We start from the raw sequence: 26,251 nt of genomic DNA, 5'->3' as shown, positions 1-26,251 counted from the left end.
TGACTGAAAACAGGAAGCATTGCCTATTTTATGATGAAGCACGCCCGCTGGCTTGGACAGGCAGCATCAGCCGCTGGAAATCCATGTCTTCCGGCGGGCGGGCACTCCAGAGATCCACCCCCAGGGCGTCACTCAGGGCAGCAACGATGCGCCTGGCGCGTTCCAGTGCGGCCTTGCTCGATGCTTCCAGTGCCTGCAGGGGAAGCTTGCCGAGGGCATTGACGGCACCGGCATCGGGGTCCCAGGGGTGATCCGCGCCATCCGGGTCCCATTCGCGGACATACAACATGCCGTCGTGGGCAATCATGTCCAGTTCCCAGCACTGATCCCGATCCCACAGCACTTCGCCACTGGTGGGGGGATTGATCAGGGTGAGGAGCAGTGGGGCAATCTCTGCCAGGGTGTCGTAATAGGGAAACGCGACATCGAAATGGCCGGAAGGCGTGCTGAGATACAGCCTGAGCCAGAAATAGTGGCGCACCTGCTCGATATTCCGGCTGTATTGCTGTGCATATCGGATGATGTCGGCGTAATAGCGGATCAGTTCGTCGGTGTGGTGCTCGGCTTCCCGGGTCGTGGCCTGCGAGGCGACGACTCTGGGAAACTCGGGAAGGCTCAGCGGGGCGATCAGCTTTTTCCCGGTGATATCCTGATGACCATCCGGGCCGTAATAGAAGTCGGTGCGCAGCAGGAATGCGATCTCGACGGCGGCATTTTCTACGAGCGGGGCGGATTCGAACCAGTCTTTCACGGCAGGCCTTGTTTTTATATAGGCATCATGAGGTGATGCGGAAGGCAGGATTTTAGTCGCGATGGCAGGCGATGGGGTACGCTTCGGTTTTGCCGTTCTCATGTGACCAGCAGCCATGGACTTCAAGCGCATCACTCATGAATTGACCGGGGCGGGGCCTTATCGGCATGCTCTTTTCTATACTTTCCCCGGTGGGCTGCGCTTTGAACTGTCCGAGGGCGACAGCCCGCTCGACCTGATGCTGACTGCGTTGCACAGGGCAACGGTCATCGCCCGAGACGTGTTCGGTACGCAAGACCACGTGCTGGTGCATATGCAGCGCTTTGTGGGGGCTTCGGGTTTCGAACTGAGGGAGACGCTGCGCGAGCTTCGACTGGCAGGTATTGCTGTGCCGAAAGTGCGGGCGATATGGCGCGAAGCGGGCGGTGACACCGATGCGTCCGATATCGGTAGCTGGATCAACTGTGTGTTTGAGGTCCCTGCCTCCAAACTGCAGAACCTGCTCTGGTGTGCCCTGGCGACCGACCTGGGGGCGGTACGCCCGAACCCTCAGTGCCTGGTGTATCTGATACAGCCGGCATCCGGCATTCTGCTTCATCCTTATGATGATCGGGGGATGGATGTGATCTGTCACGATTCCTCACGATTGCACCCCTTGTATGAAAAGCACCATGCCTGGTTGCTTGACTACGACAGGGACGCCATGGAGCGGACCTTCAACCCTGTGTGTTGACGGCTCGGCGACGCCCGGCGTGATGCGGGCAGGATGTGGCCCGATCACACTGTGGACGGGGCAATCCGTTTACTTGTCCTTGTCCTGCCGCTGGGCCCGCGGGTGGGCCTGGTCGTAGACCTTGGCCAGGTGCTGGTAGTCGAGTCGGGTATAGATCTGGGTGGTGGAAATGTTGACATGTCCCAACAGCTCCTGCACGGCGCGCAGATCCTGCGAAGACTGCAGCAGATGGCTGGCGAAACTGTGGCGCAGCACATGGGGATGCACATGGGTGGGCAAGCCGGCAGCCTGCGCCCGTTTGGCAAGTTGCAACTGGACCACCCGGGGCGTGATGCGGGCACCGCGCAGACCCAGGAAAAGCGCTGCCTGCGTGTCTTCGTCTGCCTGTGCCGGGACCCAGGCTGGGCGGGCCTGCAGCCAGCGCTCAAGGGCCTGTGCGGCGGCCTGGCCGACAGGAACGTTGCGGCGTTTGCCACCCTTGCCCAGCACGATGACCTCGCGTTCATCCAGTTGCAGCCAACTGCGTGATGCGTAGGTCTGCGACTGATGGTGCCGGCAGTCCAGTGCGACCAGTTCGGAGACGCGCAATCCGCTTGAGTACAGCAGCTCGAACATGGCCTGGTCGCGCAGGATGGTCTGGGCTTCCTGGCCGTGCTGCAGGGCGACCGCTGCCTGCGTGGCATCGGGGGCGACCTTGTCGAGCAGGTGGATGGCGTAGTCTACCGACAGCGCCTTGGGCAGCGCCTTGGGGGCCTTGGGCGCGCGCACGCCAAGGGCCGGGTTGGCCGGCAGGCCGGCCTGTGGTCCCCACCACTGGAAGAAACCGCGCCAGGCGGCCAGCGTGCGAGCCAGGCTGGCAGGACTCAGGCCCTGGCCGTGCAGACGTGCCAGATACTGGCGGATATGTCCCTGGCTGATCTGGTCCAGGGGGCGGTGCTCGGCCTGCCGCAGCAGGGCGCACAGGTCGCGACGGTAGTTCGACAGGGTATGGGGCGAGTAGCGTCGCTCGGTCTGCAGGTGTTGCAGCCAGCCAGCCATCGGGGATGGCAGGAGGGCATTCGGTGCTGGCCCGTCGCTGTCATGGCCCATATTCGGCGACACTTCGGTTCCAGCGAGGCTGGGCATCGGAGGCGAAGCGGTGGATGGAGGGCCACGCATGGCGTCAGGCGGCTGTGCGCCCCAGCGTGGCGCTGGCGAGGGCACCGATGGTGGCCAGGAAATGCGTGCCCATGTCCGGCGTGAAACGGTCCGCGCTGTCTGCGCCCAGTACCAGCACGCCGGCCGGCTGGTCGCCGATAACGTCATGGCGCAGCACGATAATCGCGACTGACGCGGGAGTCTGTGCCAGCAAGGCTACGGCCGGGTGATCCAGGCTGGAGCCGACGGCAGGGGCGGCCTGGTTGGCCAGACTGTCGATCAGGGCGGCATCCTCGGGGGGCGTGGCACCCCACCAGCGCACGGTGGCGTCCTGCAGGCCGAAATCCTCGATCAGCGTGGCGCGGATGGCGTCGGCCAGCGTGTCGCTGTCGGGCAGGGCCACCAGGTGTTCGACCCACTGATACAGGCGCAGGCTGATGGCATCATTGGACTTGGCATTGTGGATCAGCCCTGCCAGCGTGTTTTCGGTCTGCTTGAGCCGTTCGCGCAGCGTCAGGATCTGGCGCTCTCCCAGTGAAATGGCCTTGCCGGAGTGTGGGTGCGGCAGCTTGAACTCCGCGAAGATGTCTGCATTCTTGATGAAGAAATCCGGATGCTGGCGCAGAAAGAGCGCGATGTCTTCCGGGGTGTGGGTGGTGGCGTCGGTCATGGCAATGATGTGGTGCGAAAGGGAGGCAATGAAAGTGGGCGATGCGTGCGCGTGGGTCGGTACGGTGGCCACGCGCAGCCTGCATCAGTCACCCACCAGCGTATCGGTATCGAACCGACCGGTAAAGACGGTGGTGGCCGGCCCTGTCATGGCGAGCCGGGTGCCATCCCAGCGGATCGTCAGGTCGCCGCCGCGCGTTTGCACCCTGACCGGGCTGTCGAGCAGGCCGAGGCGTATGCCGGCGACGGCAGCCGCGCAGGCACCCGTACCGCAGGCCAGGGTTTCGCCGGCACCGCGCTCGTACACACGCAGGCGGATATCGTGACGACCGAGGATCTGCATGAAGCCGGCATTGACGCGGCGCGCAAAGCGGGGGTGCGATTCGATCAGCGGGCCGGTACGGGCGACAGGTGCGGTATCGACATCGGTCACCACCTGCACGGCATGCGGGTTGGAAATCGAGACGGGTACGATCCAGACCGGCTCTGCCTCGCCTTCCAGCGGCAATGCCCATTGGGTGGCTTCTCCCGTGGTCCTGGTGGTCAGACCATCGGGATCGAACGGCAGGGTCGCGGGCTCGAAGCGGCAGATGCCCATGTCGACGGTGACTTCGCCGTCGGCTTGCTCCGTCAGTGTCAGCGTGCCGGTGGCGATCTCGGCATGCAGCGGGTTGCGGTCGGACAAGCCCTGCTCGTGCACGAAGCGCACGAAGCAGCGTGCGCCGTTGCCGCAGTGCTCGACCTCGCTGCCATCGGCATTGAAAATGCGGTAGCGGAAATCGGCTTCGCCATGCTGCGCTGGCTCGACCAGCAGGATCTGGTCGGCACCGATGCCGAAACGGCGATCGGCCAGGGCGCGCAACTGGGCGGGGCTGAGGCTGATCTGCTGGCGCACGCCGTCGAGGACAATGAAATCATTGCCGGCACCGTGCATTTTGGTGAATTCGTAGAAAGCCATGATGCGTGTCTCGTGTTCAGTACAGGCCGGGCTCGCCCTCGGGCCGGGTCTTGAAGCGTCGGTGTACCCAATAATACTGGCTGGGACGGGCCATGATCCAGCCCTCCAGCAGGTGGTTCAGTCGTGCCGTGGCCTCTTCGAGCGAGGCGTCGCCAGGAAAGTCCTCCAGTGCGGGCAGGACTTCGATCAGGTAGCGGCCACTGGCCGGGTCCCAGGTACTGATGATGGGGACGACGGCGGCATGCCAGTTGCGGGCGATCTGGGCCGTGGCCGGAATGGTGGCCGCAGGAGTGCCGAAGAACGGCGTGAAAATCGCGCCCCGGCGTCCAAAGTCCATGTCGGGCAGGTAATACACCGGCAAGCCGGCGCGCAGGTGCCGGATCAGGCCGCGCACGCCGTCGCGCCGGCTGACCAGGTGGATCTTGTTGAAACGGGCGCGCCCGGCGCGTACCAGCGCGTCGATGCCGGGGTCGCTTTGCACGGAATAGATCGAGGCGGCTTCGGTCAGCGCGATGGACAGGCGGGTAGCGGCGGCATCTAGTCCGATGAAGTGCGGTGCCAGCATGATGACAGGCCTGCCGGTGTCCTGTAGTGCCTGGATATGCTCGAAACCGCGCAGTTCCACCATGTCGAGGATGTCGACCTCGCTGCCGCGCCACAGTACGCCGCGGTCGATCACGGATTGCGCCAGCGCATGAAAATGCTGGCGCAGCAGGATTTCACGTTGTTCGGCCGTCTGCTCGGGAAAACAGATCTCGAGATTGCGCCGGGCCACCCGCACGCGGGGGCGCACCAGCCGGTAGGCCAGCCGGCCCAGGATGCGGCCCAGCCGCAGGCGGCTGGCCGGGCGCAGGCGTGCGAAGACGCCCAGCAGCCGGAACAGCATGCGGGATTTGAACGTGGAGACGGGAGCGGCGTCAGTCATGCGGCGTATGGCCCGATGTGCGGGGCGTTGCGGATTCTTCGGAGGTGGCCGGCCTGTCGTGGGCGTCAGTCGGTGCGGTGCCGTCCGGGTGGCGGGCGGTTTCCTTGTGCGGCTGCTTGTAGCGGTTGTAGCTCCACAGGTATTGCTGTGGACAGCGCCGGATCAGGGTCTCCATGGCAGCATTGATGACGCGGGCCTGTTCTTCGGGGGATTCCGGCAGTGGGTCGGGCAGGCGCAGGTGATGCAGCCGCCAGCCGCGACCGCCGGGCAGGCGTTCGCCTGCCACCATGACCACCGGCACTTTGGTCTGGCGGGCCAGCCGGCCAGGCAGCGTGGTGGTAAAGGCCGGGCGGTCAAAGAACGGTACCCAGACGCCGTCGCCCGCGTTGGGCACCTGGTCCGGCAGCATGCCGATGCTGTGGCCCTGCTTGAGCGTGCGCACGAAGGCCCGCACGCCCTGCATGGTGGCCGGTACGGCCGTCAGTCCTTCGGTATTGCGGATGGTGGACAGGATGGGTGCCAGGTATGCCTTGCGCGGCGGACGGTACATCACGGTCATGGCGCGATGCTGGGCCAGCCAGCGGGCGGTGATGTCGTAGCAGCCCAGGTGCGGGGTGAGAAACAGGATACCGCGCGGATCGGCCAGAGCCTCGTGCAGGTCGGCAGCGTCGTCCACCTCGACCCTGGCCACGGCCTGGGGCGTGCGTAGCCAGACATAGGCAAGTTCGAGAATCATGGCGCCGGCCTCGCGGGCGGCGCGGCGTGCGAACGCCGCCTCGGGGTAGCCGGCCTGGGTGGCATTGGCACGCAGGCGGGTCCGGTACTTGCCCGGCAGGGCGTAGATCAGGCCCCCGGCGAGTCGGCCGAGACCATGCAGGACGGAGAGGGGAAGACAGGCCAGCAGGCGCAGGAGCAGGAGCAACATAGGGCGGGAGTCTGACGAAGGCCGTGAAGTGATGGCGCTTTGGCCGTTTGTTCGTCGGCTGACGGATCACCAAAAGGTGCCATTTTCGCCTAAAATGAGAAAGGCCGCCGAATTAACCGACAACTTGCGGGGCGGCCGCGGAACTGCAGGGCGGGCTGTACTATCGTCTGCACACGTTTCGGCTTTTTTCCGCTAAAGCGTCGCGCCCGTACTCTCCTGCTTTCCAGGTCTTCGTCAGGCGTGCAACGCGCCCGTCAACCTGTCCGGTTTCACTGTAACGCCGGTTTTGCAAGGATGCCAGTCGTGGCCCCACAAGATTTCCTCTTCACTTCCGAGTCCGTATCGGAAGGCCATCCCGATAAGGTCGCCGACCAGATTTCCGATGCCGTGCTCGATGCCATCTTCGAGCAGGATCCCAATGCGCGCGTGGCCGCCGAAACGCTGTGCAACACCGGTCTGGTGGTGCTGGCCGGCGAGATCACCACGACCGCCAATGTCGACTACATCCAGGTGGCGCGCGATACGATCCGCCGCATCGGCTACGACAACACCGATTTCGGTATCGACTACAAGGGCTGCGCCGTGCTGGTCGCCTACGACAAGCAGTCGCCCGATATCGCCCAGGGGGTGGATCGCACCTCCGAGGATTTCCTCAACCAGGGTGCCGGTGACCAGGGCCTGATGTTTGGCTATGCCTGCGACGAAACCCCCGACCTGATGCCGGCCCCGATCTGGTATGCGCACCGGCTGGTGCAGCGCCAGAGCGAACTGCGCAAGGATGGCCGCCTGCCCTGGCTGCGTCCCGATGCCAAGTCGCAGGTCACGTTCCGCTACATCGATGGTCGTCCTGCCGAGGTCGACACCGTGGTGCTGTCGACCCAGCATTCGCCGGATGTTTCGCAGGAAACCATCCGCGAGGCCGTGATCGAAGACATCATCAAGCCCAGCTTTGCCGAAGGCTTGCTGACCCCCAATACCCGCTACCTGGTCAACCCGACCGGACGCTTCGTGATCGGCGGCCCGCAGGGCGATTGCGGCCTGACCGGCCGCAAGATCATCGTCGATACCTATGGCGGCGCATGCCCGCATGGTGGCGGTGCCTTCTCGGGCAAGGACCCCTCCAAGGTGGACCGTTCGGCAGCCTACGCTGCTCGTTACGTCGCCAAGAACGTGGTGGCAGCGGGGTTGGCGCGCCAGTGCCAGGTGCAGGTCAGCTATGCCATCGGCGTGGCCGAACCGATCAACATCACGGTCTACACCGAAGGCACCGGCGTGATCCCCGATGCCGAGATCGCCAAGCTGGTACGCGAGCATTTCGACCTGCGTCCGCGCGGTATCGTCAACATGCTCGACCTGCTGCGCCCGATCTATTCCAAGACGGCGGCCTATGGCCACTTCGGCCGTGCCGAACCCGAGTTCACCTGGGAAGCCACTGACCGCGCCACGCTGCTCAAGGGCTGATTTTCCTGTCGCTTTACACTGACTTGCGGGCTGCTCGATGCAGCCCGCAAGTCGTTTGTGGAGATGGAAGTGGTTTGTACGATTGCAAGGCGGAATAAATGAAAATAGCAAGAAGACACAAGATTGAATTATCCGAGCTCATTCTCTTTTGCAGAGAAAATATTGGCCAGATAGAGGATGATTTCTGCCTGTACTGTCAGGACTCCGATGTGCCTCTTTCCCAAGGTATGTGGATTTATGTGGAGGAATACCCAGTCGGAGATGATGCAGGAAATGATGTTTTTCCAGATTTTGTGGTGAAGAATGAGCTGGAGCTGCTTTATTATGGAGAGCAGTTTGTTGATGTCTTAAATAATGTTTTGATGCAGGCGATTGATCCAGGTTGTGGTCTGATAGTTGAGGCTCTCGATTATTATATGAATAATGATGATTTTATGGTGATATAGTGATTTGAATTGGCGTCTTGATGCGGCGTGGCGTTGATCTATTTGGAGTATATTGCCAGGCGTGGGTCGCAGAATCCTTCTGCAAAATCCATTAATTCCAGAACAATATCTTCATGTTCTGATTTTCTGATTTCGTTGAGACCTGCCAGCATGAAGTTTTTGGGCATGCCTTTTTCTTGGAAATGAATCAATACCTTGCGTATTTCCAATAAGTCATTCTCTTGAGAGATATGAATTTTCACCGCATTGATGAAGTCGTGTTTCATGAAGACGGCCTGTTGTCTGAGAAAAAAGCAGTGCCACCGGGCTACAGGATGAGATTGGCAATGTGGGCAGCGATGGGCAGGCTGCAGGTTGCGGCCGGTGACGGTGCGTTCAGGATGGCAGTCGCGCCGCCCTGGGTCTTGATGAGAAAGTCATCGACCAGGCTGCCGTCGGCACGCACGGCCTGGGCACGGTTGGCGCTGCGATAGGTCTGCAGGTCTGCCAGGGTGATCCGGGGGCAGTATTTGCGCACGGCCTGCAGATAGGTCTGCTTCGAGAATGAGCCCTTGAGTTCCTGCCAGGTAGCGCGTGGGTGCCGTGCCAGTATTTTCCATAATCCGGGGTATGTCAGCGCATCGGCAGCATCGCGGGTATCGAAGCTGAAGCGCTGGTATTTTTCACGGGCCAGCGCCAGCACTGCATTGGGGCCGACGGTGATGGAGCCGTCGATCATCGGGGTCAGGTGTACGCCGAGAAAAGGCAGCGTCGGGTCCGGCACCGGATAGATGAGGTGGTGCACGACCTGGTTGAGCGCGGCCGGCAGCACGAAATATTCGCCCCGGAAGGGGATGATGCGGATTTCCGGGTCTATGCCCAGCAGCCGGGCCACCCGGTCCGAGGCGAGTCCGGCGCAGGCAACGATGCGGCCGGCTTCCACGTGCTCGCCACCGATCCGGATGCGATAGCCGGCCTGGGTAGCCGCCACATGGTTGACCGGCTGGCCGAACCGGAGTGTACCGCCGGCATTTTCCACTTCGGTCAGCAGGGCGCGGGTGACGCCGGTGTAATCGATGATGGCGGTTTCCGGAATCTGCAGCGCCGCCAGGCCGGCCACGGCCGGCTCGCAGGTCTGCAGGGCGGATCGGTCCAGGCGATGCGCAGCCACGCCGTTGTCCGCAGCGCGTTGCGCCAGGTTGTCGAGTCGGGTGACTTCCTGTTCATTGGTGGCGACGAGCAGTTTGCCGCGCGTGTCGTAGCCGATACCGTGGGTCTGGCTGAAGGCCTGCAGCCTGACCAGGCCCTCGCGGCAAAAGCGGGCCTTGAGACTACCCGGTGTGTAGTACACGCCGGAGTGGACAACGCCGCTGTTGCGCCCGGTCTGGTGAAAGGCGGCCCGGCTTTCCTTGTCCACGACCAGCAGGCGGGTACCCGGCCGCCGGTGCGATATTTCGGCCGCCAGAGCGGCACCGATGATGCCTGCGCCGATGATCAGGTAGTCATAGGTCGGGGTCGCCATGGAGAGGTCCTTGCGGGAGGTGTGTTCGCTTCATGATACTCCGCCCGCAGGGGGCGCTCGTCGCTAGACTTTCAGCAGGCGTGCCGCATTCCCGTACAGCAGGCGTTCGACCACGCTGTCGCGCAGGCCCAGCGCCAGGAAGTCCTCGATGGTCTGGCCGATGGGCCGGAACGGGTAGGACGAGCCAAACAGGAACTGGTCGGCCAGGAAGCTGTTGGCTGCCTGCACGTAGGCCTCGGTGCCGGGCTGGAACAGGTACATGTCCGGCACCAGATGGATATTGGCGTAGCGGAAGGCCAGGCCGATGGCCTGCTGCACGTTGGGCCAATAGCCGTGATAGACCACGATCTGCAGGTTGGGGAATGCCTGGGCGACCTTCGCCAGCGGCGCGGGATCGTTGAAGCGCGGATCCGGCGTGGTCGGGCCGCTCATCAGGAAGACCGGCACGTCGTGCTGCAGGCACAGCTCGTAGATCGGCCAGTAGATGGGATCGTCCGGATGGCGAGCCGGTGCGCCGAAGCCGGGCTCCAGGTCGATGCCGGCCAGGCCCAGCTCGCGCAGTGCGCGTTCGGCTTCGGCGACGGCGGCCGCCTCGCCCTGCAGGGCTGGATCGACGGCACCGATGCCGATCAGTTCCGGATGTCCCTGCACGATACCGTGAATGGTGTCGTTGGGCAGGTGTTGGCCGGGCGTGTGCCGGCCCACCACGACGGCGTGGCTCAGGCCGGCGTCGTGGATCTCGGCCAGGAAACCCTCCTGCGTCAGCGAGCGCTCGAAGTGAGCAGGATTGCCGCGCGTGCCCACGCGGCCATTGAGCCAGAGCGCCGTCGCGTGCTCCGCAGAGCCCGGCGTGGCACCGAAGAAGTCATGCAGGTAGGCGGGCCTGCAACGCATGTCGATGATACGGGTCATGCCTGCCTCACGATGCGGAGCGCACGGCCTGGGGCGCGGCGGCACGGATATCGAAGGCACCACCGGTCTGTGCCTGGCCTGACGTTACGGCCTGCTTGCCGAGCAGGGGGAAGACCAGTTCCGCGAAACGGATCGATTCTTCCAGGTGGGGGTAGCCCGACAGGACAAACGTGTCCACGCCGAGGTCGGCATATTCCTGCAGGCGTGCAGCGACTGTTTCGGCATCGCCGACCAGGGCCGTGCCGGCACCTCCGCGCACCAGTCCGACGCCGGCCCACAGGTTGGGGCTGACTTCCAGCTTGTCGCGACGGCCACCGTGGAGCTGTGCCATGCGTTGCTGGCCGACCGAGTCCATGCGGGAGAAGTTGGCCTGGGCGCGGGCGATGTCGTCGTCACTCAACTTGCTGATCAGCCGGTCGGCATCGGCCCAGGCCTCTTCGCTGGTTTCGCGCACGATCACATGCAGGCGTACGCCGAAGCGCACGGTGCGGCCGTGGCGTGCGGCGCGGGCGCGGACATCGGCGATCTTTTCCGCGACCTGGGCCGGCGGCTCGCCCCAGCTCAGGTAGGCATCGACATGTTTGGCGGCCAGTTCGTGCGCCGCGTCGGACGAGCCGCCGAAATACAGCGGCGGATAGGGTTTCTGTACGGGCTCGAAGAAATTGCGGCTCTGGCGGGTCTTGTAGTGCTTGCCATCGAAGTCCACGGTCTCGCCGGCCAGTATCTTGCGCCAGATGGTCAGGAACTCGTCGGCAGCCTCGTAGCGCGCGTCGTGTTCGAGGAAAATGCCATCGGCGGCCAGTTCGACGGCATCGCCGCCGGGCACCACGTTGAGCAGCAGTCGTCCGTGCAGCGCCTGGTCGAGCGTGGCGGCCTGACGTGCGGTCGAGACAGGGTTGCCGAGCGAGGTGCGCAAGGCCACCAGCAGCTTGATGCGCTGGGTTACCGGCACCAGGCTGGAGGCGACGACCCAGGGGTCCAGGCATGAACTGCCGGTCGGAATCAGCAGACCGTCGTAGCCCAGGTATTCGCTGGTGACGGCGATCTGGCGCAGGTATTCGTTGGTGGCCGGTCGGCCAAACTCGGAGGCACCGAGGTAGCGGGTATCGCCGGAGGTGGGCAGGAACCAGAAAATGTCGAGACTCATGATGTGACGGTCCTATCAGGTGGAAGATGAAGGGGGTGGTGCATCCGGGCCGGTGTCGGTCAGCCTGTTGCGGCCAGGGGCCAGTTGTTGCAGGCGGACCAGCCGGGCACGGACGACATGGCGACTGATGCCCAGTTGCTGTGCGGTCTGGACCTGGCTGTAGTGGTTGTGATGCCAGGCCTTGAGCAGCAGGGTATCGAGCACGCGCTGTTCAAGGTCGTGCGGGCAGGTCTGGCAGAGTTGTTCCAGGACCTGTTCAAGAGAGATTGGGGATCCGGCAGGATCAATGTCATTGCCTGGGAAAGTCGCTGTGTCCCGAGCAAGGGATATTTCAGCATCCGGTTTTTCCTGTGCGCGGTACGTCGCCTTGATGTCAGGAGAAGATACCGGGCTGACGGGAGGTGTGGCCGGTGTGTCGGACGCAGCAGGCAGTCGCAGGTCGTCGGCCTGGATGCGTAGGCCACGGCTCAGCAGCAGGGTGCGGTAGATCACGTTTTCCAGTTCGCGAACATGGCCGGGCCAGGGGTGTGCCAGCAGCCGGCGCTCGGCCCCTGCACTCAGCTCGACAGGCGCATAGTGCAGCCGCTTGCAGTACTGGCGGATGAAGTGACGTGCCAGCGGCAGGATGTCGCCGGGGCGAGATTGCAGCGGCAGCATGGCCAGGCTGACGACATTGACGTGGTAATAGAGATCCTTGCGGAACAGGCCCTGCTGCACGCGTTGCGCCAGGTCGTCATGGGTGGCGGCCAGGATTCGCACGTCGGCCGGCAGCCGCTGGCGCGATCCCAGCCGGGATACCGTGCCCTCCTGCAGCGTGCGGATCAGCTTGGCTTGGGCCTGCAGCGGCAGGGCTTCGATTTCATCCAGGAACAGGGTGCCCCGATGCGCTGTCTCCAGCCAGCCGGGCTGGCTGCCGAAGGCTCCGGCAAAGGCCCCGTTTTCGTGACCATACAGCTCGGCATCGACCAGCGACTCCGAGAAGGCCCCGCAATTGACGGCCACGAAAGGATAGGCGCGGCGCAGGCTGGTGGTGTGGATATGGCGGGCGACCAGTTCCTTCTCGGTGCCGCTGTCGCCCTCGATCAGGACGCCTGCGTCGCTGGGGGCGATCTGCTCGATGATCTCGTGCAGTGCCCGTGAGGCCGGGTCCTCGAACAGCCAGCCGGGTGCCTCGGGCGGGGGCTCGGGTGTCGGAATGGGCCAGGTCGGCAGCGTCGAAGTCATGATGCCTCAGGAATAGAACGACGGGGTGGGGGCGCTGTCGTTCAGTGCCCACTCGCCCAGTTCCTGGACCTTGTAGTGCAGCGGATCGTGCAGCGACTGGGTACGCAGGTTGCGCCAGAACCGGTCCAGGCGCAGCGCGCCATGGGTCGCCCGGGCACCGGTGACCTCGAACAGGCCGCTGGTGATGTCCAGTCCGGCGCGTACGGCCACGACCTTGGCGGTGCTGACGGCGATAGCCAGCCGTCCCCGTGCTTCTGCCGTCAGCGTCTCGCCCTGCCGCCAGGCCTCGTCAAAGCGCTGGGCCGCCTCGGCGGCCAGTGCGCGCACGCTTTCGCGGGCGGCCCAAAATTCGCCGTAGCGGGTCAGCACATGCGGATCCTGGCTGGCGCGCTCGACGCCCGACTTGAACCAGGGGTGCGCCTCGTTGAGGGTGTATTCGCGCGCCTGGGCCAGTGCGCCTTCGGAGATGCCCAGGAACATGTGCACGAATACCAGTTGCGCCAGCAGTGGTCGCAGCGACGAGAACGGCGTGGACAGCGGGCCGGGATTCAGCAGCAGTTCGGCCTGTTCGACCCTGACTTTTTCGAACAGGGCGCTGCCGCTGTCGGTCTGGCGCTGGCCGATGTTGTGCCAGTCCTGGTTCAGGGTGATGCCGGCACGTCCGGTCGGCAGCGCGGCGATCAGCAGGCGGCCGGATTCGCTGTCGAGTGCCGAGGCGACCAGCATCTGCGAATCGGTGGCACCGGAGCAGAAGCTTTTCTTGCCGGAAAAACTCCACCAGCCGTCATGCCGGATGGCGACTGTCCGGGTATCGAGCGGGTTCAGCGTATTGCCCCAGAACCAGTGGTTGCGGGCAGTCTGTTCCCACCAGGGTTCCCATTGTTCGGGCTGGCCGAACAGCCGCACCGTGGCCAGCAGCAGATGCTGAAAACCATAGACGTGTGCGACCGAACTGTCGGCGGTGGCGATCTGCCGCACGCTGTCCAGGACCTGCGCCCAGTCTGCGCCCAGGCCACCGTACTGGCGAGGAATGCTCAGTGCCAGCAGACCGCTGCGGCGCAGTGCGTCGCGCTCGGCCTGGGGGGTGCCGCCGGCTTCGTCGCGTGCGGCTGCGGTCGCGGCAAACTGGCGTGCCAGTTCCTGGCTGATGAATTCCGGCGTACCGCCCGGCACATCGTAATCGCTCGATGCCGGTGCCAGGTGTACAGAGGTCGGTGCCATGGCGCTCAGGCCTCCAGCAGTTCGGATGCCTGGGGCTGGCGCGCCCGTTGCAGCGCCTTGAGTACCGGCAGTGCCTGGGACGCGGCCAGCTCGATGCGTTCCTCCAGCAAGGGGCTGGCGATCCGGCCGCCGATGATTTCGTCGGGCGTGCCATAGACCCCGATGGGCAGGGTCAGGGCCTGGAAAAAGCTGAACAGCGGACGCAACTGGTGGTCGATGAACAGCGAATGACGTGGACTGCCACCTGTGGCGGCCAGCAGAACCGGCGTGCCGATGAGCGCATCCTGGTCGATCAGGTCAAACAGATGCTTGAACAGGCCCGGCAGGCTGCCCTTGAAGACCGGCGAGCCGACGATCAGCAGGTCGGCGTTGCCGATCTGGCGCAAGGTGTCCTGTGCCGGGGCGGGCAGGTGCTGGGCGGACAGCGCGGTGCCGATGTGCGGCACCAGGTCCGGCAGATCGATGAAGCGGGTATCGAGCGGCAGGGCCTGTGCCAGGCGGGCCTGCAAGGCATCCAGCAGGACGCGGGTACGCGAGGAGGCGCTGGGGCTGCCGTTGAGCACGACGGCACGCAGCGGTGTGTCGGAATCAGGCGGGGCGTAAGTGGTCATGGCGAAAATGTCCTTTAGCGGGAAGGCGTGGCATTCAGCCACGGCAGGGCGTAGAGCTGCGGGTCGCTGGCGAAGGCTTCATGGATGGTGCGGCGCACGGCATCCGATCCCTGGTAGATGGCAATGAAGCGGGCAATGCGTGGGTCGTCGGCCCCTTCGGTGCGGACGACGAAACGGATGGCGTAGTAGATGTCGTCGATGCTGGAGTACTGCAGCGCCCGGCTGGCCAGTTCAGGCTGCCCGGCATTGACGAAGTGGGCCGGATAGCCCTGGGCCAGGTCGAGGTCGTCGATGGCGCGGACCAGTTGCGGGCCTTCGACCTCGACCAGCCGGAAGCCGGCGGGGTTGGCGACGATGTCATCGACGGTGCCGCGCGGTCCGACGTCGTCGCGCAGAGTGATCAGGCCAGCCTGGTCGAGCAGTTGCAGCCCACGGCCCTGGTTGACCGGGTCGTTGGCGACACCGATGGTGGCACCTTTGGGCAGGTCGGCCAGGCGGGCATGCTTTTTCGAGTACAGGCCGATATTGGGCAGCAGGCCGACCGCCACGCTCTGGATGCGATAGCCGCGTTCCCGGATGGCGTTGTCCAGAAAAGCCTGGTGCTGGAAATAGTTGAGGTCGATGTCGCCGGCATCCAGTGCGGTGTTGGGAGCCGTCCAGTCGGTGAATTCGATGAGTTCGACGTCCAGCCCCTGCTGGCGGGCTTCGGCGGCGGCCACGGCCACCGAGTCGGCCAGAGAGCCGGGGGTGACGCCGACCCGCAAGGGCGCTGCCGCCAGTGTGCCGGACAGCAGCAGGCTGCCGGCGCACAGAATCATCTGCAATGGGCGCAACAGGCGATTGCAAGCGGAGCGGCGCGCCTTCATGCGGTCACTCCTGCATGACGCCATTGCGCGGCAGGGTGGCTGTCCGGCAGTCGGTCGCCCCGGCCAAAGAGTTTCTGGCGCAGGGTGCCTTCGGCATAGGCGGTGCGGTAGCGGCCCCGGTTCTGCAATTCCGGCACGATCAGCTCGGCGAAATCTGCGTAAGTTTCGGGGACGACGATGCGCGTCAGATTGAAGCCGTCGATTTCGCCTTCGTCTATCCACTCCTCCAGTTGGTCCGCGACCTGTGACGGGTCGCCTACCACGGTGGTATAGCGGCTGCCCAGCTTGTGCTGCTCCAGCAATTGGCGACGGGTCCAGCCTTGCTGGCGTGCAGTCTGTGTTGCCGACTGAATGGCATTGGACGGGCCGTAGCTGATCGGATCATTCAGCCCGTATTGCGAGAAATCGATGCCGGTACTGGCCGAGAAGTGCGCCAGTCCGGCTTCCGGGTTGGCATGCTGCAGATATTCGGCGTACTTGTCGCGGGCCTCCTTTTCGGTATGGCCTGGGATGACGGCCAGCCCGACATAGATCTTGAGGTCGGACGGATCGCGGCCGGCGTCGGCAGCCGCCTGGCGCAGGTGGCGCGAGGCGGTGCGGGCGGCGGCGGGATTGGGCGCGCCGATGAAAATGCCTTCTGCATGCTGGCCGGCAAAGCGGATGCCGCGCTCGGAGGTGCCGGCCTGGAACAGGACCGGCGTGCGCTGCGGCGAGGGCTCGCTCATGTGAATGGCGTTGGCCCGGTAGTAGGGTCCTTCGTGCTGCACCGGATGTACCTTGTCGGGCCGGGCATAGACCCGGTTGATGCGGTCGGCGATGACGGCGTCGTCCTCCCAACTGCCTTCCCACAGTTTGTAGGACAGGGTCAGGAAGTCATCGGCGCGGTCGTAGCGCGCATCGTGCGCGGCCAGCCCGTCCTGCCCCAGCCCGCGTGCGCCGCTGTCTACATAGCCGGTGACGATGTTCCAGCCCAGCCGGCCACGGGTGGCCTGGTCCAGGGTCGACACGTTGCGGGCGAAGGTATAGGGGTGCTCGGCACCCACGGTGGCCGTCACGCCGAAGCCGATGTGCTCGGTGACGGCCGCCATGGCCGAGATCAGCAGCCAGGGGTTGTTGACCGGCAACTGGATGGACTCGCGCAGGGTCAGGTCGGTGCCGCCCTGGTAGACATCGTAGTAGCCGATGACATCGGCAATGAAAATGCCGTCGAACAGGCCCTTCTCGAGTACGCGGGCAATGTTCGTCCAGTATTCCAGCGTGTTGTAGCGTGTCGATTGATCGCGCGGATGCGTCCAGAGACCGTGGTGGATATGGCCGACGCAATTCATGTTGAATGCGTTGACGTGGATCTGCTTTTTCTGGCTCATGTCAGTCCTTGATCCAGGCCAGGCGGTAGAGCCTTGGGTCGTTGAGGTAGAACGCGTGGATGGTGTCGCGTACGGCATCGGAGTTCTGGTAGATATCCAGGAATTGCCGGATGCGAGGATCATCGGCGCGGTCAGTGCGGGCCACGAAATGGATGGCCCACGAGTCATCTTCGTAGCGGGTGTAGGACAGGCCCTGGGTGGCATCGAAGGCACCGGAGGCGATGATGAAATAGGGAAAGCCCTGGGCCAGGTCGACGTCGGGTGTGACCCGGACCAGTTGCGGGCCTTCGACCTCGACGAACTGCAACTGCTTCGGGTTGTCCTGGATATCCTTGAGTTCGGCCAGCAGCCCGGTGCCCGGTCGCAGCGTGACCAGTCCGGCATGCTGCAACAGGCGCAGCGCACGGCCGATGTTGACGGGATCGCTGGCAATCGCCACCTTGGCTCCCTGCGGCAGATCGTCCAGGCTCTTGTGCCGGAGCGAATACAGGCCCAGGTAGGACAGGATGCCCGGCTGCACGCTGGTCAGGCTGAATCCCTTGTCGCGGATGGCGTTGGCCAGGTAGTTGCTGTTCTGGTAATAATTCAGGTCGATGTCGCCGGCATCCAGCGCCACGTTGGGCGTGGCCCAGTCGGTGAATTCCACGACCTCGACGTCCAGCCCCTGCTTGCCGGCTTCCTGCGCAGCCACCTCGACCGAGTCGGCAAAGATGCCTGGCACGACGCCGATCTTCAGGGGCGCGGCCAGCGCGTTGCCGGCCAGCAGTGCGGTGGCACCGAAAAAGGTGACCAGCCAGGCACCCAGGCGTGTCATGGTGCGTCGGCGCTGTGTCCGGCCAGTGCGTGGCTGGTCCGGGGAGGGGCGGGCGGTCAAATCGTTTGTCCTGCTCATGATGCTCGGTTTCCTGGTGTGTTGCGGGGAGGCTTACAGCGCGCCGTGCCGGGGCGGATGACGGCCATTGAGGACGTAATTGCCGATGGCGTGGTATTTCCAGCGCACGGGATCGTGCAGTGTGTGGGTACGCGCATTGCGCCAGAAACGGTCCAGCCCCAGGCCGCCTACGGTGGCCGACGTGCCTGCCAGTTCGAACAGTTTGGTGCCCGCCAGCAGGCTGGCCTGGGTGCTGAGCGCCTTGGCCTCGGCGACGGCGACCGAAGCTGCCGCCACGGATGCGTCGGTGGGGTCGGCCTGCGCTGCATCGACAAAGCGTGCCGCCCGGGCGATCAGCGCATCGGCGGCACGCAGGCGCAGATGGACATGGCCGAGCTGGTGCAGCAGCAAGGGGTCCTGGGTGGCGTGGTCGACGCCGGCATCGACCCAGGGCCGGGTGTGTTCGCGCAGGTAGGGCAGGGTTGCCTTGAGGGCACCATGACCGATGCCCGCGTCCAGCGCAGCATGGATGATCTGCGCAAAGGGGCCGATGGTCGTGGGCCGGTCGAATGATGCCTTGAACGGCACGACCCATTCCGGTTCGACCCGGACCCGCTCGAACGCGACCGAGCCGCTGCCGGTGACGCGCTGTCCAAAACCATCCCAGTCGTCGGTGATGCTGACGCCGGGTGCGCTGCGGGGGATGAATATCAGATAGGTGACCTCAAGGCCGTTCTCGAGGGCCGTGGCCAGGGTGGGGATCCAGTGCGCGAAGATCGCGCCGGTGCAGTAGAACTTGCGGCCCTGCACGAACCAGCCGTCTGCCTCGCGGCTCAGGTGGGTACGGCGCTTGTAGTCGTTGTGACCTATTTCGGCGAGGGCGTTGCCAAAGCGTTCGCCGCGCAGCACGCGGTCGTAGAAGAATGTCTTCTGCGCATGGCTGGCACCGACACGCAGGACTTCCAGCGCATAGAAATGGTTCTGCGGGATATGGCCGAAGTTGCCGTCAGCCGCGGCAATGGTCGCGATGACCTGGGTCAGGGTGCCGCTCGAAGCACCGAGGCCGCCATACTCCTGCGGGACGGTAATGCCCCACAGGCCGCTGGCGCTGTAGCGTTCGATTTCCTGCCAGGGCAGGATGCGGTCGCGATCACGGGCGACGGCATCCGTTTCGAGCGTGGCGGCAAAGTCGCGTGCAGTCTCCAGGGCCTGCTCGGTGCTGGTCAGGCGGGCCGCCGGGGTGGCAGGTTCGGCGGCAGCAGTCACCGCGTCGGGAGGGGCGATCAGGGTATCGGTACTCATGGCGTTCAGTTCCATTGATGGCGGCGCGGGCGCACGCCATTGAGCAGGTAGTTGCCCAACAGGTGATACTTCCAGCGCACCGGATCGTGCAGGGTGTGCACGCGGGCGTTGCGCCAGTGGCGGTCGAGGTTGTGTGCGGCACGGGTGGCTGACGAGCCGGCCAGCTCGAACAGTTTTTCGCTGGTAGCCAGCGCGGCCTCGGTGGTCAGGATCTTGGCCTCGGCCACGGCAATGGAGGCCTGGGCGCTGGTGTCGTCGGTCACGGGCTGGCGTGACAGTGCATCGAGGGTGCGTGCTGCCGACAGCAGCACCTCATGGGCCGCATCGACTTCGATCTGCAGTTGGCCCGCTTCCTGGATGATGTAGGGATCCTGCACGGCCAGCTCCACGCCCGAGTCCACCCAGGGACGGGTACGGGTGCGGACATAGTCGAGCGCATCGCGCAATGCGCCTTGCGCGATGCCTGCGTCGATGGATGCCTGGATCAGTTGCGAGACCGGGCCGGACAGGGTCGGCGTATCGAGATGCAGGTACAGTGGAATGAAGTCTTCCTCGCCCACGGCCACATTGTCGAGCAGGACCGTGCCGCTGGCGGTGGTTTTCTGGCCGAAGGCATCCCAGTCGTCGATGACCCTGACGCCTGGGGCGTCGCGTCGTACCCAGACCTGCAATGGTCGGTTTTCCTCATCGGCGGCGCGGAATGGAATCCAGTGCGCATAGAGTGCCCCGGTCGAGTAAAAGCGCGTGCCGCTCACGCGCAGGCCATCGGCGGTACGCGTCAGCCGGGCGGTGGCGTCGGTCATCTTGCCGGCGCGGGCCTTGCGCTCCGGTCCGGCGTTGCCCAGGCGATGTCCGGCCAGGACATCGCCGAACCAGCGGCGTTTCTGTGCCTCGGTACCGGTGTCGCGCAGGTTCTGCAGGACGGCGAAATGGTTCTGCGGGATCTGACCCAACGACGGATCTGCTGCGCAGATCGTGGCGAAGACCGTTGCCAGGGTTTCGTAGGACACGCCGGTGCCGCCGTATTCGCGGGGGATGGTGATCGTGCCCAGGCCACTGGCGGTATAGCGGTCCAGCTCGTTCCAGGGCAGGCGACGCTCGCGGTCGCGTGTGGCGGCTTCCTGGCGAAATTCTTCGGCCAGTGCCTGTGCCACGGTGATGGCGTGCGCGTCATCGCGGATGCGGTCCGGTGTGCGCGGCGGCAGGGGCAGGCGTTCGGCCTGAGGGGTGTCCGGCGTGGTGCCGGCAGGAGAAACAGCAGACATGAGGATTCCTGTGAAATATGGACGGATCGACGGCAGGCCTGCTCAGCGGCTCCTGAGCCAGTGGACATAGCGGTCGCCGCTCAGTTGCACCGCGGTGACCAGGGCGATCAGGATGGCGATCACGATCAGCATGACTTCGGTATCGAAGCGCTGGTAGCCATAGCGGATAGCCAGGTCGCCCAGGCCACCCGCGCCCACGGCACCCGCCATGGCGGACGAACTGATCAGTGCGACCAGGGTGATGGTGAAACCGCCGATGATGCCGGGCAGTGCCTCGGGCAGCAGCACATGGCGCACGATGTGCCACTTGCGGCAGCCCATGGCCTGTGCGGCTTCGATCAGTCCGGGATCGACTTCGCGCAGGCTGACTTCGGCGATGCGCGCAAAGAAGGGGGTGGCACTGATCGCCAGCGGTACGATGGCAGCCCAGACACCGATGGTGGTGCCGGCCACGATGCGGGTGAACGGAATCAGTGCCACCAGCAGGACGATGAACGGCGTGGCGCGAAAGCCGTTGACCACGCTGCCCACCGCGCGGTTGATGCGGGGCGAGGCGAGAAACCCGCCGGGGGCGGTCACGATCAGCAGGACCGCCAGCGGAATGCCGGCCAGAAAAGCGATGCCGCCGGAGACGCCGACCATCATCAGGGTATCCAGGAAGGCATTCCAGTAGCGCTCAAAGGACAGGGACATAGCCGATTTCCTCGATGTGATGGGCGATGGCGGCTGCGCCGTGCGCCAGCGGGGCCAGTTCGGGCAAGGCGTGGCTGGCCGGCACTGCGACCAGCAGGCGGCCGTTGGCATGGCCCTGGATGCGATCGACGCCGCCATGGACCAGCCGCACGGGGGCGGCCAGTGCCTGGCTGATGCGGATGAAGTCGGGCTCCAGGCCGCCCGCCCCGGTGTAGGATAGTTGCAGGATGCGTTCGAAGCCGGACTGTGCCGCGCCTTCGGGGGGCGTCTGGCGCAGCACCCGGCGCAGATCGTCGGGCAGGTCGTGCTGCAGCGGTGCCAGCAGGGCCCGGGTGGCTTCGTGGCGGGGTTCGCCGAAAATCTTCCAGACCGGGCCGGTCTCGGCGATGCGCCCCTGCTCGAGTACCAGTACCTGGTCGGCGATCTCGCGGATGACGCTCATCTCGTGCGTGATCAGGATGATGGTGATGCCGAGCCGCCCGTTGATGTCGCGCAGCAATTGCAGAATGGAGTGCGTCGTTTCGGGGTCGAGTGCCGAGGTGGCCTCGTCGCACAGCAGGATCTCCGGGCCTGTGGCCAGGGCCCGCGCAATGCCGACGCGCTGCTTCTGGCCCCCTGACAGGCGAGTGGGATAGGTGTTGCGCTTGTCCTGCAGGCCCACCAGGTTCAGCAATTCGAGCACGCGTGGCTCGATCTCGGCGGCTGTGGCACCGGCGACCAGCAGCGGCAGCGCGATGTTTTCGTAGACGGTCTTGGCCGACAGCAGGTTGAAATGCTGGAAGATCATGCCGATGCGGCGGCGTAGCTGGACCAGTTCGCGTTCGCTGAGCTGGCTGATGTCGATGCCATCGACCAGCACGCGTCCCGAGGTGGGCGATTCCAGCCGGTTGATCGTGCGCAGCAGGCTGGACTTGCCGGCGCCGCTGCGACCGATGATGCCGAAAATGCTGCCCGATGGGATCGACAGGTCGATATCCTGCAGCGCATGGACCGGGCCGGCCGATGAGTGGTAGGTCTTGCCGATGCGTTCGAAAACGACCGAACCGGCAACGGTGGCGGCATCGAGCGCGGATGCACGGCTTGCCGACGTCGCATCGCCGTGCCGTTCAAGGCCGTGCTCGAGGGCGATGGCAGCACTCTGGCTGGTAGTCATGGGCAGGCTCCTTGCTCAGTGCTCAGCGCTGCCAGGGCAGCGTGTACAGGTTGGGATTGCCGTCGAAACGGTCGCTGATGACCTGGCGCACGGCGGGCGAGGACTGGAACAGCTCGACGAACTTGCGCAGCTTCGGTTCGTCGGCCCGGTCGCTGCGGGCGGCAAAGCCCATGGCATAGAAAGTGTCGTCGATGCCCGAGTAGATCAGCGCCTGGCCGGCCTGCTCCTTGCGCCCGGCGTTGACGAAATAGCTGGGCCAGACCACGGCCAGATCCACGTCCTGCAGTGAACGGATCAATTGCGGGCCTTCGATTTCGACGAATTTCAGTTGCTTCGGGTTGTCGATGACATCGTGTACCGAGGCACCGACCGCGTCGCCCTCGCGCAGCTTGATCAGTCCGGCCTTCTGCAACAGCAGCAGGCCACGGCCCTGGTTGACCGGGTCGTTGGCGACGGCAATGCGGGCACCGTCCGGGATGTCTTCCAGGCGCTTGATGCGGTCCGAGTACAGGCCGATGTTCTGCAGCAGCCCCAGGCCGATCAGTTCGAGCTTGTAGCCGCGTTCCTTGACCGCGTTTTCAAGGAAGGCCTGGTGCTGGAAAAAGTTCAGGTCGATGTCGCCGTTGTCCACGGCCTCGTTGGGCAATGTCCAGTCGGTGAATTCGATCAGTTGAATATCCAGGGCCTGTCCGCTGGCCTTGACCTCTTCAGCCAGGGCGGCGACGGCATCAGCGGTAGCACCGGGCGTGGAGCCGACCTTGACGACATCGGCCGCATGCGCCGTGGCGGCGGTTGCCAGTGTCAGGAGGCCCAGCCAGCGGGCCAGGGTAGTGAGATTCGGCATGGAAAACTCCGTGTCTTTCTGTGCGTGGCGATGATCAGGCGAGGGGCGCAGCAGCGCCGGCTTTACTTGCGCAGCCAGGCCAGGGTGTAGAGGCGGTTGTCGTTGGAGAAGGCGCGATGGATGTCGGCTTTCACGGCGTCCGAGTTCTGGTAGATCTCGATGAACTTCTTGATGTCGGGATTGTTGAGGCTGTTTTCGTTGGCGACGAAGCGGATGGCGAAGCGGGCGTCCTCGATGCCGGAGTAGGCCAGCCCGCTGGACGGATCAAAGGCCTTGGAGGCGACGATGAAGTGCGGATAGCCCTGCGCCACGTCGACGTCGCCGGTGATGCGCGCCAGTTGCGGGCCTTCGACCTCGACGAACGTCAGCTTTTTGGGGTTCTCGATGATGTCGTCCACCGTGCCGAGAAAACCGACGCCATCGCGCAGCTTGATCAAGCCGACCTTTTCGAGCAGCAGCAGGCCACGGCCCTGGTTGACGGGATCGTTGGCGATGGCGGCCTTGCCGCCTTCCGGCACCTGATCGACAGAGGTGTGCTTGAGCGAGTACAGACCGATATTGGCCAGGATGCCGGTGTCGATGCCGGTCAGCTTGAAGCCCTGCTTCTGGATGGCGTCCTGCAGGAACGGTTCGTGCTGGAAATAGTTCAGGTCGATGTCGCCGGCGTTGAGCGCGACGTTGGGTGTGGTCCAGTCGGTGAACTCGACGACTTCGATATCCAGGCCCTGGGCCTTGGCTTCCTGCGCGGCGACGGTGATCGAGTCGGCATAGGCACCGGGCACGACGCCGATCTTGATCGGGGCGGCATGGGTCTGGGGCAGGATGGACAGTGCCAGGGCGGCAGCCAGGGTTTGCAGCGATTTGATCATGGTGAATAGTCCGGTTGGGCCAATGTGAACAGACCAGAGGGTCAGGCAGACTATTTAATCCCTGATCAGGGGGGATCGAATGCATTGTTTTTTTATTTGTTTATTAGGAATCAGAAATCGGCTGTGTCGCTTGAGAAATAGGGAGTTTGTCTCTGTCAATATTATTTTCTTATTTTTATTTTTAATAAGCTGGCATGGCGTGCATGCTGAAATATGCGCAATCTGCGCATATTTCTACAGTGCTTCCAGAAAGGCGAGCAGGGCGGCTTTTTCGGCCTCATCCAGATGCAGTGGCTGCAGCCGGGTGGATCGGCGTGCGGCATGTCGATAGAGCGGATGGGCAGCCTCCTGGGCATTGCGTGCCCAGACCTCGCCGCCACCCCGGTCATACAGGTTGATGACACCCGCCAGGGTCGGGAACAAGCCATTGTGCATATAGGGCGGATGTTCGCCGACATGGCGCAGGCTGGCGGTACGAAAGGCTCCGGCATCTTCAGGCTGGCCGCTGACCCGGTAGCGGCCCAGATCCTCGGCCGGTTCGCCAAAGGCCGAGATGCGCAGGTTGTGGAAGCCTTCATCGGTCAGCAAGGGACCGGAGTGGCAATTGAGGCAACGGGCCTTGGTGCGGAACAGGTGCAATCCCAGAATGGCCTGGTCGGACAACTGGGCATGGTCGCCTGCCAGGAAGCGATCGAGGCGGCTGGGTTTCTCGATACCTGCCAGATAGGCCACCAGCGCATCCCCCAGCATGGCTGCCGTGACCGGGCCGGGGCCATACAGGGACTGGAAATCCTGCGCATGGCGTGGATCGCGGGCTAGGCGCTGCAGGACAACGGCCAGGTCGGTGTTGCCCATTTCATCCGGATCGGTCAGCGGTGCCAGCGTCTGTGCCACCAGCGAGTCACGCCGGCCATCCCAGCCCCAGTGCGTACGTCGGGCGACATGATAAAGGGAAGGCGGCTTGCGGCCGGCGGTGCTGCCCAGCGGGGCCTCGAAGCGTCGCGGGGGCGCGCTCCAGCCCTGCGCGGGCTGGTGGCAGGCTGCGCAGGATGGGTATCCAGGCGCAGCCAGCACGGTGTCCGAGAACAGGCGTTCTCCCAGCGCGGCCTGTGCCTGTCGGTGCGGGGTGGGCCTTGCGCGGGCAGGCAGGATGGCCAGCTCACGCAAGGGGACACCGGGATCCAGCCAGGCTGGCGGCCAATGCGTGGCAGGCTTCTCGTAGCGGGCTCGCAGGGTGGCACTGTCTGCGTCGGCCAGGCTGGATGCTGTGTGTCGTTGCGCAGGCGTGTTCTGGCATAGACCGACGATCAGCAGCAGCCCCGCGAGGGCTGTCAGGCAGCACAGGGTGCGGCGCATGGCAGGGACTGTGCCATTGTGGCTGTCGGGGTCAGTGGCAGTCTGTGCCGACCTGGTCGAGGTAGGCGTCAAAAGCGACATCGGTCGCCCATTGGCGGGTGCGATCCTGCCATGCTGCGGGGCGGTCCAGTGCCGCCAGGGCCTGCTGGAGCGCGGCTGCCATGGCGGGCGCTGCCGGCGAGACGGCCAGTGCCAGGCGCGTCGTGCCCTGGGGCGGCAGTGTGGCCGAAAATTTCTGCCAGTCCTTGCGGTCGAAGAGCGCCGCCAGTTGCGCCTGGGCGTGCAGCGAGGCGTCGCAGTCGCCGGAGCGGACCAGCGCCAGTGCCTGTCCGGGCGCGCGCAGCACGCGGATATGGGCATTCAGTGATTGTGCCAGTGCCAGGCTGCGCGGGTCGGCGGCCGATAGGCAGAGGGTGCGGCCAGCCAGATCCTGCCAGGTCCGGATATCGGTATCCGAACGCATGGCGACGCTCAGGCCCGATTCGAAGCGGGTGTCGAGCCACAACAGGCGCGTGTCGCGATGGTCGGCCTCCGGTCGGGACAGCACGGCATCGACCTGGGTACCCAGCAGGGCGGTGGCCTGGGTGTCGATGGGCAGCGGCACCAGTTCAAGCGGGCGCGCCAGCGTATTCGCCAGGGCCTGCGCCAGCAGGGCTTCGAAACCTTCTTCCGTATAACGCCGGGTGCCATCATCCAGTGGCATGGCCGAAGGCAGCAGGCCGATTCGCAGCGGGCGCATGGCGCGATCGGCACCGGATGGCAGGACGACGGCAGCCTGTGCATCGACGCCAGCCAACGCGCCACTGCGCCAGGCTGTGGCCAGGCACAAGACAACGACCACCAGCATAAGCAGGCACGCAATCCGGCGTATACGTCGTCCAATGCGGCTGGACTGTTTCGATACGGCAGGTCGGCTGCTCGAGTCCGTCGCTGGCAGGCGGAGATCAGCGCGCGAGTATTTTATGTCGGGCATTATTCTGGGTGATTAATATATATCCAGGGTCAGGGGTTCTATATATATTCTGTATTTTTATGCGGCCATGC

The 26,251-nt window shown here is 64.5% G+C and carries 27 protein-coding genes; 3 read left to right on the top strand and 24 right to left on the bottom strand.

Annotated elements, in window-relative coordinates:
• Positions 1-28: 28 nt before the first annotated feature.
• On the bottom strand, positions 29-751 hold the full coding sequence (locus ABN482_RS06855) for a hypothetical protein (RefSeq protein WP_349503285.1): 723 nt from the start codon (positions 749-751) through the stop codon (positions 29-31).
• A 115-nt stretch (positions 752-866) separates the two neighbouring features.
• Between ABN482_RS06855 and ABN482_RS06850 the strand changes: the two genes are divergently transcribed.
• Positions 867-1,484 carry a DUF3885 domain-containing protein gene (locus ABN482_RS06850; RefSeq protein ID WP_349503284.1) on the top strand — a complete coding sequence of 206 codons (618 nt, stop codon included), beginning with the start codon at positions 867-869 and terminating at the stop codon, positions 1,482-1,484.
• Between the two features lie 69 nt (positions 1,485-1,553).
• Here the strand turns inward: ABN482_RS06850 and xerC are convergent, their stop codons facing one another.
• The 5 genes from xerC to ABN482_RS06825 all read right to left on the bottom strand — a co-directional run bounded on the left by xerC (position 1,554) and on the right by ABN482_RS06825 (position 6,098).
• The gene (gene xerC / locus ABN482_RS06845) at positions 1,554-2,573 is read right to left on the bottom strand and encodes a tyrosine recombinase XerC (protein ID WP_349503302.1); all 1,020 of its coding nucleotides are present in this window, start codon (positions 2,571-2,573) and stop codon (positions 1,554-1,556) included.
• Positions 2,574-2,646: 73 nt separating this feature from the next.
• Positions 2,647-3,363: a DUF484 family protein gene (locus ABN482_RS06840; protein ID WP_349503283.1), complete on the bottom strand. Its 717-nt coding sequence runs from the start codon at positions 3,361-3,363 to the stop codon at positions 2,647-2,649.
• A 12-nt stretch (positions 3,364-3,375) separates the two neighbouring features.
• Complete coding sequence (gene dapF / locus ABN482_RS06835) at positions 3,376-4,248, bottom strand: diaminopimelate epimerase (RefSeq protein WP_349503282.1); 873 nt, start codon at positions 4,246-4,248, stop codon at positions 3,376-3,378.
• Between the two features lie 16 nt (positions 4,249-4,264).
• Positions 4,265-5,173: a lysophospholipid acyltransferase family protein gene (locus ABN482_RS06830; protein WP_349503281.1), complete on the bottom strand. Its 909-nt coding sequence runs from the start codon at positions 5,171-5,173 to the stop codon at positions 4,265-4,267.
• Positions 5,166-6,098 (bottom strand): lysophospholipid acyltransferase family protein, encoded by a 933-nt coding sequence (locus tag ABN482_RS06825; protein WP_349503280.1) that lies wholly within the window; start codon positions 6,096-6,098, stop codon positions 5,166-5,168. The genes ABN482_RS06830 and ABN482_RS06825 overlap by 8 nt, the downstream gene beginning before the upstream one ends.
• A 303-nt stretch (positions 6,099-6,401) precedes the next feature.
• Between ABN482_RS06825 and metK the strand changes: the two genes are divergently transcribed.
• Both metK and ABN482_RS06815 read left to right on the top strand, forming a co-directional pair.
• Positions 6,402-7,559, top strand: coding sequence for a methionine adenosyltransferase (metK, locus tag ABN482_RS06820; RefSeq protein ID WP_349503279.1), 1,158 nt, complete (start codon positions 6,402-6,404; stop codon positions 7,557-7,559).
• A 98-nt stretch (positions 7,560-7,657) separates the two neighbouring features.
• The gene (locus ABN482_RS06815; protein WP_349503278.1) at positions 7,658-8,005 is read left to right on the top strand and encodes a DUF7716 domain-containing protein; all 348 of its coding nucleotides are present in this window, start codon (positions 7,658-7,660) and stop codon (positions 8,003-8,005) included.
• 38 nt (positions 8,006-8,043) lie between these two features.
• Here the strand turns inward: ABN482_RS06815 and ABN482_RS06810 are convergent, their stop codons facing one another.
• The 18 genes from ABN482_RS06810 to ABN482_RS06725 all read right to left on the bottom strand — a co-directional run bounded on the left by ABN482_RS06810 (position 8,044) and on the right by ABN482_RS06725 (position 26,054).
• A complete protein-coding gene (locus ABN482_RS06810; protein WP_349503277.1) occupies positions 8,044-8,271 on the bottom strand; it encodes a hypothetical protein in 228 nt (75 codons plus the stop codon).
• A gap of 41 nt (positions 8,272-8,312) precedes the next feature.
• On the bottom strand, positions 8,313-9,506 hold the full coding sequence (gene lhgD, locus ABN482_RS06805; protein WP_349503276.1) for an L-2-hydroxyglutarate dehydrogenase: 1,194 nt from the start codon (positions 9,504-9,506) through the stop codon (positions 8,313-8,315).
• A 63-nt stretch (positions 9,507-9,569) separates the two neighbouring features.
• The gene (locus ABN482_RS06800; RefSeq protein WP_349503275.1) at positions 9,570-10,418 is read right to left on the bottom strand and encodes an amidohydrolase family protein; all 849 of its coding nucleotides are present in this window, start codon (positions 10,416-10,418) and stop codon (positions 9,570-9,572) included.
• Positions 10,419-10,425: 7 nt separating this feature from the next.
• Complete coding sequence (gene ssuD / locus ABN482_RS06795) at positions 10,426-11,565, bottom strand: FMNH2-dependent alkanesulfonate monooxygenase (RefSeq protein WP_349503274.1); 1,140 nt, start codon at positions 11,563-11,565, stop codon at positions 10,426-10,428.
• Between the two features lie 15 nt (positions 11,566-11,580).
• Entirely contained in the window at positions 11,581-12,789 is a 1,209-nt protein-coding gene (locus tag ABN482_RS06790) for a sigma 54-interacting transcriptional regulator (RefSeq protein WP_349503273.1), read from the bottom strand.
• A 6-nt stretch (positions 12,790-12,795) separates the two neighbouring features.
• On the bottom strand, positions 12,796-14,010 hold the full coding sequence (locus ABN482_RS06785) for an acyl-CoA dehydrogenase family protein (protein WP_349503272.1): 1,215 nt from the start codon (positions 14,008-14,010) through the stop codon (positions 12,796-12,798).
• A 5-nt stretch (positions 14,011-14,015) separates the two neighbouring features.
• Positions 14,016-14,621 carry an FMN reductase gene (msuE, locus tag ABN482_RS06780; protein ID WP_349503271.1) on the bottom strand — a complete coding sequence of 202 codons (606 nt, stop codon included), beginning with the start codon at positions 14,619-14,621 and terminating at the stop codon, positions 14,016-14,018.
• Between the two features lie 14 nt (positions 14,622-14,635).
• A complete protein-coding gene (locus tag ABN482_RS06775) occupies positions 14,636-15,487 on the bottom strand; it encodes a MetQ/NlpA family ABC transporter substrate-binding protein (protein ID WP_502877255.1) in 852 nt (283 codons plus the stop codon).
• On the bottom strand, positions 15,484-16,854 hold the full coding sequence (locus tag ABN482_RS06770) for an LLM class flavin-dependent oxidoreductase (RefSeq protein ID WP_349503270.1): 1,371 nt from the start codon (positions 16,852-16,854) through the stop codon (positions 15,484-15,486). Before ABN482_RS06770 ends, ABN482_RS06775 begins: the two co-directional genes overlap by 4 nt.
• A 1-nt stretch (position 16,855) precedes the next feature.
• Positions 16,856-17,668: a MetQ/NlpA family ABC transporter substrate-binding protein gene (locus ABN482_RS06765; protein ID WP_349503300.1), complete on the bottom strand. Its 813-nt coding sequence runs from the start codon at positions 17,666-17,668 to the stop codon at positions 16,856-16,858.
• A gap of 111 nt (positions 17,669-17,779) precedes the next feature.
• Positions 17,780-19,027 (bottom strand): SfnB family sulfur acquisition oxidoreductase, encoded by a 1,248-nt coding sequence (locus ABN482_RS06760; protein WP_349503269.1) that lies wholly within the window; start codon positions 19,025-19,027, stop codon positions 17,780-17,782.
• Positions 19,028-19,032: 5 nt separating this feature from the next.
• On the bottom strand, positions 19,033-20,292 hold the full coding sequence (locus tag ABN482_RS06755; protein WP_349503268.1) for an SfnB family sulfur acquisition oxidoreductase: 1,260 nt from the start codon (positions 20,290-20,292) through the stop codon (positions 19,033-19,035).
• A 42-nt stretch (positions 20,293-20,334) separates the two neighbouring features.
• Entirely contained in the window at positions 20,335-20,985 is a 651-nt protein-coding gene (locus ABN482_RS06750) for a methionine ABC transporter permease (protein ID WP_349503267.1), read from the bottom strand.
• A complete protein-coding gene (locus ABN482_RS06745; RefSeq protein ID WP_349503266.1) occupies positions 20,969-22,138 on the bottom strand; it encodes a methionine ABC transporter ATP-binding protein in 1,170 nt (389 codons plus the stop codon). The genes ABN482_RS06750 and ABN482_RS06745 overlap by 17 nt, the downstream gene beginning before the upstream one ends.
• Positions 22,139-22,160: 22 nt before the next feature.
• Entirely contained in the window at positions 22,161-22,982 is an 822-nt protein-coding gene (locus ABN482_RS06740; RefSeq protein WP_109062736.1) for a MetQ/NlpA family ABC transporter substrate-binding protein, read from the bottom strand.
• Between the two features lie 62 nt (positions 22,983-23,044).
• Positions 23,045-23,851 (bottom strand): MetQ/NlpA family ABC transporter substrate-binding protein, encoded by an 807-nt coding sequence (locus ABN482_RS06735; RefSeq protein WP_109062737.1) that lies wholly within the window; start codon positions 23,849-23,851, stop codon positions 23,045-23,047.
• A 234-nt stretch (positions 23,852-24,085) separates the two neighbouring features.
• The gene (locus tag ABN482_RS06730) at positions 24,086-25,207 is read right to left on the bottom strand and encodes a cytochrome-c peroxidase (protein ID WP_349503265.1); all 1,122 of its coding nucleotides are present in this window, start codon (positions 25,205-25,207) and stop codon (positions 24,086-24,088) included.
• Between the two features lie 31 nt (positions 25,208-25,238).
• The gene (locus ABN482_RS06725) at positions 25,239-26,054 is read right to left on the bottom strand and encodes a substrate-binding periplasmic protein (protein WP_349503264.1); all 816 of its coding nucleotides are present in this window, start codon (positions 26,052-26,054) and stop codon (positions 25,239-25,241) included.
• Between the last annotated feature and the right edge of the window lie 197 nt (positions 26,055-26,251).

This window comes from Corticimicrobacter sp. (genome assembly GCF_040137905.1).
In the GTDB taxonomy this organism is placed as follows: Bacteria; Pseudomonadota; Gammaproteobacteria; order Burkholderiales; family Burkholderiaceae_B; genus Corticimicrobacter.
The sequence above is the reverse complement of the archived record's forward strand: the minus strand, read 5'-3'. Positions and strand labels throughout refer to the sequence as shown.